Annotated in this window: 10 protein-coding genes; 7 read left to right on the forward strand and 3 right to left on the reverse strand. The window is 34.6% G+C overall.

Going from position 1 to position 8,194, the window contains the following annotated elements; translation table 11 throughout:
* Positions 1–332 precede the first annotated feature (332 nt).
* The 3 genes from IHO40_RS06160 to IHO40_RS02090 all read right to left on the reverse strand — a co-directional run bounded on the left by IHO40_RS06160 (position 333) and on the right by IHO40_RS02090 (position 1,720).
* Entirely contained in the window at positions 333–611 is a 279-nt protein-coding gene (locus tag IHO40_RS06160) for an RDD family protein (RefSeq protein WP_410543352.1), read from the reverse strand.
* A gap of 182 nt (positions 612–793) precedes the next feature.
* Positions 794–1,153, reverse strand: a complete 360-nt coding sequence (locus tag IHO40_RS02085) for an RDD family protein (protein WP_225536530.1) — start codon at positions 1,151–1,153, stop codon at positions 794–796.
* A gap of 243 nt (positions 1,154–1,396) precedes the next feature.
* Positions 1,397–1,720, reverse strand: a complete 324-nt coding sequence (locus tag IHO40_RS02090) for an RDD family protein (RefSeq protein WP_225536531.1) — start codon at positions 1,718–1,720, stop codon at positions 1,397–1,399.
* A gap of 418 nt (positions 1,721–2,138) precedes the next feature.
* Between IHO40_RS02090 and IHO40_RS02095 the strand changes: the two genes are divergently transcribed.
* The 7 genes from IHO40_RS02095 to uvrC all read left to right on the forward strand — a co-directional run.
* Positions 2,139–2,666: a phospholipase D family nuclease gene (locus IHO40_RS02095; protein ID WP_225536532.1), complete on the forward strand. Its 528-nt coding sequence runs from the start codon at positions 2,139–2,141 to the stop codon at positions 2,664–2,666.
* An 84-nt stretch (positions 2,667–2,750) separates the two neighbouring features.
* Positions 2,751–3,053 (forward strand): hypothetical protein, encoded by a 303-nt coding sequence (locus IHO40_RS02100; RefSeq protein ID WP_225536533.1) that lies wholly within the window; start codon positions 2,751–2,753, stop codon positions 3,051–3,053.
* A 69-nt stretch (positions 3,054–3,122) separates the two neighbouring features.
* Positions 3,123–3,284, forward strand: coding sequence for a hypothetical protein (locus IHO40_RS02105; RefSeq protein ID WP_225536534.1), 162 nt, complete (start codon positions 3,123–3,125; stop codon positions 3,282–3,284).
* Between the two features lie 125 nt (positions 3,285–3,409).
* Positions 3,410–4,168: a phosphatidylglycerophosphatase gene (locus IHO40_RS02110; RefSeq protein WP_225536535.1), complete on the forward strand. Its 759-nt coding sequence runs from the start codon at positions 3,410–3,412 to the stop codon at positions 4,166–4,168.
* A gap of 44 nt (positions 4,169–4,212) precedes the next feature.
* Positions 4,213–5,052, forward strand: a complete 840-nt coding sequence (locus tag IHO40_RS02115; protein ID WP_225536536.1) for a glycine--tRNA ligase subunit alpha — start codon at positions 4,213–4,215, stop codon at positions 5,050–5,052.
* Between the two features lie 3 nt (positions 5,053–5,055).
* Entirely contained in the window at positions 5,056–7,173 is a 2,118-nt protein-coding gene (gene glyS / locus IHO40_RS02120) for a glycine--tRNA ligase subunit beta (protein WP_225536537.1), read from the forward strand.
* A partial coding sequence (gene uvrC / locus IHO40_RS02125; RefSeq protein WP_225536538.1) for an excinuclease ABC subunit UvrC occupies positions 7,158–8,194 on the forward strand: 1,037 nt, incomplete at its 3' end. The genes glyS and uvrC, both read left to right, overlap by 16 nt.

Below are 8,194 nucleotides of genomic sequence, written 5' to 3' on the forward strand. Positions count from 1 at the left end.
GCATGAAAGTTATGTTAAAGTGCACCATTTTTATGAAGAACTGGATCCCAGTGTCGGAGTACTGAGATGACAAGGGGAGAGATGCTGGAATAACAAGAAATGGGCTGCTTGCATGACGCCATTAGTTGCAGGCTTAAAGGAAAATATTAACTGAGTTTATCTATCACTACCATATTTGCAATTTTATCATGAAAAGCTTGTCTCTGTTTATCATCTACTGCACATACTAAAACTAAGATTAGTATAGCTAAGAATAAAATAGGATTGCAAAATGGTATACAAAAAATTATGAAAAAAGCAATAGTCCTTTTTATTGCTTATATTAGAGTGATCTACTTAAGTGTATCTTTGTTTCTCACATGGATGCTAAATAACAAGTGTCCTAGAGTGCAACCAAATTTTACTAGCACGAATATGTGAAATACACATGGTATCATCAAAAATACAATAGTGGTGATTACAATTATTGCCCCTATGACTCCTTTTATTGCGTGTGTAAGTGAGAAACCTACCGCTACCAAAACAAACGGTATTAAAATGAGTAAAATACAATCAACTATGAATGCTAGAATACGCCTTGTCATTGTTGAGTAGCTTACTTTTTTCTCCATATACTATCTATGAAAAAGTTTAACTAGGTTTATAATCTGTTACTACTGTTCTTGCAATTTTATTGTAAAGAAGTTGCTTGCATTTGTCAAAGATTGCTAATATTAAAATTAGAATCGTAAAATTGCTAACCACCGAGAAACATAATCAATCAAAAAAAAGAGAACAAAATGATAAAACTGTCTCAGAAATGCACCTTATTGTTGCTTGCATTAGAGTAACACTTTATAAATGTATTTAAATCTTTGACATGCATACCACATAACAGTTGTCCTGGAGTACCTCCAAGTCTTGCTATCATTAATATTTCTAATACTGTGTACAGCATTGATGTCAAGATTGTATAAGAAGATGTTAACTGTTCAATCTCGTCATAAAAGTTATCAATTTCATTATTGCCTGATACTGCAATGTACAGGATGAGCAAAGGAAAGAAAAACATGACATAGTCAGTTACTTCTGCTGCAATACGCCTTGTAAACCCTACATAATTTACTTTAGCATTTATTTCATTGTCAATAACCCAACCTATATTTTGTAACATTATTAACTAATATAGAAGCATGTTATTAAATAACTGTAAATTGTAAAGAGAGGTTAGTTCTCGGGTTTATAATCTATCACTACTGTTTTTGAAATTTTGTCATATACAGTCTTTTTGCGCTGATCAAATACTGCAAATAAAATTAAAATTAGCACATTAAAAGATATAGATAAGCACAATCGTAATGTTGCGGATAAAGCAGAAAGCGAAAAATAATCCAGAGGCTTCCATTAGAAATACATCTTAATTTGCTACTTGGATTAGAGTAACATTTTTAAGTGTACTTGCGTCTTTAATATACATGCCATACAATGGCTTCCCTGGATTACCACCAAGTTTTGCTATCATTAGTATTTTGAACACTATTAGTACTAATGTTGTGGTTGCTATACAAACTACAAATAGTATTTTTGTTGCTAGTTGTTCAGCTTCCTGAAAGAAATCTTTATAATCCAGTAATATATAGATGAATACGCTACAGATGAAATGATGGGAAAATATTAGAGAATCAAGTACTTCTGCTAAAATGCGTCTTGTAAACTCTGCGTAACTTATTTTAGTATCCATATTTCCTCCGTACATAATTACTTGATGTATCATGTCAGTAATTAAATAACCTTAAACATGCTGATTTGAGTAATATTAGCTTGTATCTTTAATAATGTAAGGTATTAGAGCTGAAATATTTTACAAGGGAAAGTAAAACTGAACGCTCAATGGCGCCAACTTAAAGAAAAATGTCAGCGATTACTGCACAAAATTTCTCCCTAAAATTTTTACCATTAAATTACCCGTAAAGTACTGAAAAAAAAACAGCTCTTTTATTTCTATTTTATTTCAACAAAGAAGTTTAAAATGTGTCCTTTTCAGGTAAGATTTGTCAAGAGATTTTCGCACATGCCAAAGCTGGTTTGATGTGCAAGGGGCCTATTGACAGATGATCAAACTATGATGTAGCCTATCACCATACGTTTAGGTCTGGGTTGTGAGGCTTTTATACCTTTTATTTTTGTTGGTGTGTTTTTCTCTGTATTACTATGCAGGCTCTATATTTTCGCCATGCCCAAAAGCTACAGTTTGCTTCTCGCCCGAGGAAGACTGTGCTGTGCCAATAATCGGCGAAATAGATCAGTCTAAAGAGTCCATCTTAGTTCAAGAGTATACATTTACTCTTGAAGCGGTTGCGAATGCTTTAGTTAATGCTAAGAAGCGTGGTGTTGATGTTAAAGTCATTTTAGATAAATCGCAACTTTACTCGAAACATAGTGTTATAAATGAATTGTTTGCAAGCGGAATACCAGTTTGGATTGATGATAAGCCAAAAATCGCCCATAATAAGGTAATAATTGTCGATAATCAAAAAGTCATCACAGGGTCATTTAACCTCAGTAAAACAGCCGAAAAAGGGAATGCTGAAAATCTATTAATTGTTAAAGAATACCCTGAATTAGTTCAGCAGTATGTGAAGAACTGGGAGGCACGAAAGTCACAATCTTATCAATACGCTCCCTAGATACTTGCTGAAAAGTAGTGGAAAGAATTTTCTAGTCGATTGATATAATTGCGCATGCTATAATAAAGTTTTAGGAATGAGGCGATGGATTACATAAACGATGCTGCTGGTAGTTACACTACCATTCATGATTTTTTTCACAATAACGGGACGGGAGACTATAAAGTTCAATACAGTTACAATGGTGTACCCTATGCAACTGACGGGTGCATACATGCCGGAGATAAGTTCTACACTGACAACTTTGTGGACTCACATTATAGTAAGGAAATAAAAATATACCCTCAAAGTGAACTTTTAGCTAAAGAACATGCTGGAGATATGCTGCCTATTTCAATATCACTGGATAAGGATTTAATAAAAAAAATACTGTCAAGAAAAAGCTAAATTTGTAGAACTAGGAGAGAAATCAGATGGTCTAGTTATGATAAGCAAGAGCATATAAAGTGCCACACAATGGAGTTATCATATGATGATGTTTGTGCTTATAATAAAGCTTCAACACTTAACATTAAACATGATGCGCCAAGTGATACGCAATGCAGCTTAAATATAGCATTTACAAAGGTTAATGATGATAAACCGTGGTTTTGGCAAAAACTTAAAAACATGTTTTAGCTAAAGTAGCATTCTTCTCAATGGAAAGGTTTTGTGGAGGATATTTGTTTACTTTATTTGTCTTGAACTATTGATAAGTCTGTTACAATAAAGTATAACTCTATTAGCTAAATATTACTTAAGACATGGAGATTTTTTGGACAACTCTGGAAAAGACATTGGGCAAAGTTTTTCCTGCTAAAGTAGTTAGCTCTTTTTTAGGAATAGGGTACTTACCAGGTTGGCAGAGCTATTGGTCTTCTTTTTTAATATTATTTGTTACCGATATCATATTAGTTCTCGTATATGGAGGAGATTTTATACTATACAAAATACCAAATTCAGGCGTAGTTGTGGCTGCTATTTTTGTGAAGTTGGCAATAGTTATGCTAGTACTACAGTTAGTTGGAATATCCATTTTTCATATTCAAGACCCTTCAGCAAACAGTGGTGAGAATATAGTAATACAAATAGCATCAGGGCAAGTGTTGACTGTTGCGCTCTCAATGCCAGCAATAATGTCAATTTATCATGCTGTAAGTAAACTCTATGGAAGCATATGTAAGCAGATACTTCAATGTCCGTTTTGGTTTAATGATTTCATGCACTTGTTCTTTTTCTTTATTATACCTTATGCATTTTTTAATATTGTGGAAGTGATAAAACCTTGGCCAATAAGTTCAATACAGCTCAGTTATAACAATGCAATATCAATTACATTTGAGGGGATTTTCCATACGTCTTATGCAGTAATTTTGCTGTATTTGACTGCATTTATATTCTGCGATTTAACTATGCATGACGCAATTGTTCTAAACAAGAGCATAATTCAATATGTGAAAGAAAATTCGGTAGTCTTGAGTGACTACTTGCATAGCACTGTGAAAAAAATAAATATTGAATAGTACCTATTTGCTGTATATTCAGTATTAAAGAGTGTTCAGTTTACATGAATCTACAAAGCATAATAAAAGGGTTGCAAGATTTTTGGGCTGGTGAAGGGTGTACCATACTCCATCCTTACACATCTGAAGTTGGAGCTGGAACATTGCATCCTGCAACAATCATGTCAGCAATTGACGCAAAACCAACAAAAATTGCGTATCTACAACCTGTAATTAGACCAGCAGACGGACGCTATGGTGATAACCCTAATCGCTTATATCAACACCATCAATATCAAGTTATAATCAAACCTTCTGGTAATAATTTGCAGGATGTTTACTTAAGTAGCTTAAAGGTTCTTGGTATATCTACAGAGAAGTATGATATTAAATTTATTGAAGATGATTGGGAAAATCCAAGTGTTGGTGCATCAGGGCTAGGGTGGGAGGTTACATGCAACGGAATGGAAGTAGCACAACTTACTTATATACAGCAAGTAGGAGGTATTGACTGCAAAATAATTCCTGGCGAGGTAGCGTATGGGTTAGAACGTTTGGCAATGTGCACACAGGGTGTGGATAATGTTTATGATATAATTTGGAACAACAACGGTGTGACTTATGGAGACATTTTTAAACAAAGAGAATATGAATTTTCTTATCTGGCGCTTGATTATTATGATACTAAAGTGGTACAGCAGCAGTTTAAGGACACGGAAAAACTATGTAAATTTCTTATCGGAAAAGAATTACCAGTAGCAGCTTATGACCAATGCATTAAAACTAGCCACCTACTTAATCTGCTTGATGCAAGAGGTGTGCTTGGTGTGAATGAGCGTAAAGTGTATATTGGTAGAATTAGAGAGCTGACAAAAAAATGTTGTGAGTTATATATGAGTAAGTAACATATGTCGTCACAATTGTTATTTGAGTGCCTTGCAGAAGAAATACCACTGAGAATGCAAAATTCAGCTGCAGCTCAAGTTAAGAGTTATGTTGCTAATGCTTTCAATAAAAATAATGTGAAATTTGCATCTATAGAGGTTTTTATAACGGCACGCCGCATCACTCTTTTTGTTGATAGTATAAGCATTTCGGGACTCAAGAGTTCTAATAACAAAGTTAAAGGACCAAATGTTAACGCACCAAAAAATGCCGTTGAAGGTTTTTTGAGGAAAAATGGGAAAAGTGAGACAGATTTATTCGTTCGCAAGGTAGGTAATGAAGACTTTTACTTCATCAAAAAGGATGTTTGCTTATTTAATGTCCAAGAGTTTCTCAAGAATCTACTAGAGGAGATGTTGAAAAATTTCTCTTGGCCAAAAAGCATGAGGTGGAGTGAAGGAAAAGAAAGATGGGTTAGGCCAATTAAAAACATTCTATGCGTTTTGAATGATGAGGTAATACCTATATCTTTTGCAGGAGTTACAGCGTGCAACGTAACGTATGGTCATAGATTTCTCTCAAGCGGTACGGCGCTCACTGCTGGAACACCTAAAGACTACTTTGCATTGCTGGAAAAAAACAATGTCATTCTCCAGTCAGATAAAAGAAAACAATTTATACTTGATCAGGTCAATAAATTCACAAAAGGACAGAGTTTACAACTTGAAGAAAATGATTATTTACTGAATGAATTAGCGGGGCTTATAGAGTGGCCGATTGTGCTGTTTGGCAAAGTAGATCAAGAAAAGTCATCTGGACTACCGAAGGAAGTAGTTCTTAGCATAATTAATACGCAGCAAAAATATCTTACTTTAAGTAATGGGCAAAGAATTTCGCACTTTGTCACTGTTGTCAGTGTTAACAATGATGAAGTTGTCAAGGGGCATGAAAGAATATTGGAAGCACGTCTTGCTGATGCCCAGTTTTTGATATCTCAGGATAAAAAGAAAAATCTGGATTATTATGTCAAGAAATTAGATTCGATATTGTTTCATGCTTCTCTTGGTAGCGTTGGAGAAAAAGTAAAGCGCATTATAGCTCTATCGAAATATATAGCCATATATGTTCCGCGTGCTTCACTAATTAAAGTTGAGCGTGCTGCATATTTAGCAAAGGCAGATCTTGCAACGTCGATAGTAAAAGAGTTTCCAGAGTTGCAAGGAACAATGGGTGGTTATTATGCTTCTTACTTTCGAGAGGATGAAGAAATAGTGGAAGCTATAACTGAGCATTATAAACCGATCGGGTCAGAGCAAGAATGTCCTAAATCTCCTGCTGCAATTGCTGTAGCCATTGCTGATAAAGTAGATAGTTTGGTTGGTTTGATTGCAGCAGGTGAAAAGATCTCAGGTTCACATGATCAATTTGGTTTGCGAAGAATGACAATTGGTATAATTAGAACAATACTTGAGAATAACTTGCATGTTCCGGTTAAGCTATTGATAGATAAGTCGGTATTTTTATATCCAAAACTTACATTTACTGAGGATGTAAGATCATTTGATCAATCTAATAAGCCGAGTAAGGAAAAATTTTCAGAACTAGTGCTTAAATTCTTCCTGAAAAGATTCAAGGTTATTTTAAGGAACAGGGGTATAAGGCAAGATGTTGTAAGTTCAATATTATATAAGACTGATATTAATGATCTGCTGACAGCAGAAAAGCAAACTGTTGTATTAGACCATTATATTAGTACACCTGAAGGTGAACAGGTTATGAGCACTTATAAAAGGGTCAGTAACATAGTTAACAAAGCAGAAAAAAATGACAACACTACTTACGGTGCATCTTGTAATAAGAAGTTTTTGATTGATAGTGAAGAAATAGCACTGTCAAATTGTGCTATAGCTGTTTGTAAAAATATTAAACAAGCAATAAAAAATGGTTACTTCAATACAGCACTTGATGAACTTACTGGTTTTGCTCCATTTATCAACCAATTTATGGACAGTGTAAAGATCAACTGTGCTTCTGATAAGCTGAGAAGAAATAGGTTGTCTTTGCTTGCAAGCGTTGTTTCCATCTTTCATCTAGTAGCAGATTTTAGCCTAATACAAGTTAAACAATGGGCCATGTCATAAATGTTCAGGCGATAAAAAAACAAATCGAGTTGTCTCCACAGTCTTGTGGCGTGTATAAGATGATAGGAGAGAAGGATAAGGTTTTATACGTTGGAAAAGCAAAAAATTTAAAATCAAGGTTATCTAGCTACCTTCGATATGAAAACCTTTCTGAACGAATCAAAGTTGTACTCTCTCAAGTTGTTGAGATTAAGACCTTTCTAACTGAAAATGAAGTGGATGCACTGCTTCTTGAAGCGCAGTTAATAAAATCATTGAAGCCACCTTATAATATTGTCCTCAAGGACGGAAAATCTTATCCTTATATAACAATTTCCAAACACGATTACCCAAGAATAGCACGATACAGAAGCAAGTTTAAAAAGGGTGAGTTTCACTATTACGGTCCCTTTCCATCTTCCGATGCTGTTAAGCAGACTATATTGTCATTGCAAAAAGCTTTCCTTTTAAGAGTATGTTCAGATCGATATTTCTCCTCAACAAAAAGACCATGTCTTGAGTATCAAGTTAAGCGCTGCTCAGCACCGTGCGTAAATAAAATCACGAAAGGTGATTACTGCCAATCAGTAAAACAAGCGCGAGATACATTGCTTAGAAGAAATAAGGAAGTGAAAGAGCAATTACTTTCCACAATGAGAAAGTGCAGTAGTGAGGAAAATTATGAGCTTGCTGCTGTATATAGAGATCGAGTAAAATTTCTTGAGCAAATTCAAATGCAGCGGACGGATTTTTCCTTTGAAAAAGATGCAGACTTTTTCAGCATTGTACGTGAAGATGATCTGGCATGCATTGGTGTGTTATCGTTTAGAAATAAAGACAACTATGGAAGTACTCCTTACTTTATCGGGAACTGCAATGATCATCCAGACGATGAAATTTTATCCACCTTTCTAATCAATTTGTATAATTCAGCTAACATACCTCCAGCACAAATTTATGTTCCTGTTTTTTTTACAGGTAAGGAAATCGTTAAGCAGGCAATACGTAACGTTACTCAAAAACCAATAAAAGTTTTGCATGC

It is taken from the genome of Wolbachia endosymbiont of Mansonella ozzardi (assembly GCF_020278625.1).
In the GTDB taxonomy this organism is placed as follows: Bacteria; Pseudomonadota; Alphaproteobacteria; order Rickettsiales; family Anaplasmataceae; genus Wolbachia.

Bases quoted from the DNA above. Each gene is read 5' to 3' on its own strand.
- IHO40_RS02100 (WP_225536533.1), top strand. From the start codon at position 2,751: ATGGATTACATAAACGATGCTGCTGGTAGTTACACTACCATTCATGAT.
- IHO40_RS02115 (WP_225536536.1), top strand. From the start codon at position 4,213: ATGAATCTACAAAGCATAATAAAAGGGTTGCAAGATTTTTGGGCTGGT.
- IHO40_RS02085 (WP_225536530.1), bottom strand. From the start codon at position 1,153: ATGTTACAAAATATAGGTTGGGTTATTGACAATGAAATAAATGCTAAA.
- glyS (WP_225536537.1), top strand. From the start codon at position 5,056: ATGTCGTCACAATTGTTATTTGAGTGCCTTGCAGAAGAAATACCACTG.
- IHO40_RS02110 (WP_225536535.1), top strand. From the start codon at position 3,410: ATGGAGATTTTTTGGACAACTCTGGAAAAGACATTGGGCAAAGTTTTT.
- IHO40_RS02090 (WP_225536531.1), bottom strand. From the start codon at position 1,720: ATGGATACTAAAATAAGTTACGCAGAGTTTACAAGACGCATTTTAGCA.
- IHO40_RS02105 (WP_225536534.1), top strand. From the start codon at position 3,123: ATGGAGTTATCATATGATGATGTTTGTGCTTATAATAAAGCTTCAACA.
- IHO40_RS06160 (WP_410543352.1), bottom strand. From the start codon at position 611: ATGGAGAAAAAAGTAAGCTACTCAACAATGACAAGGCGTATTCTAGCA.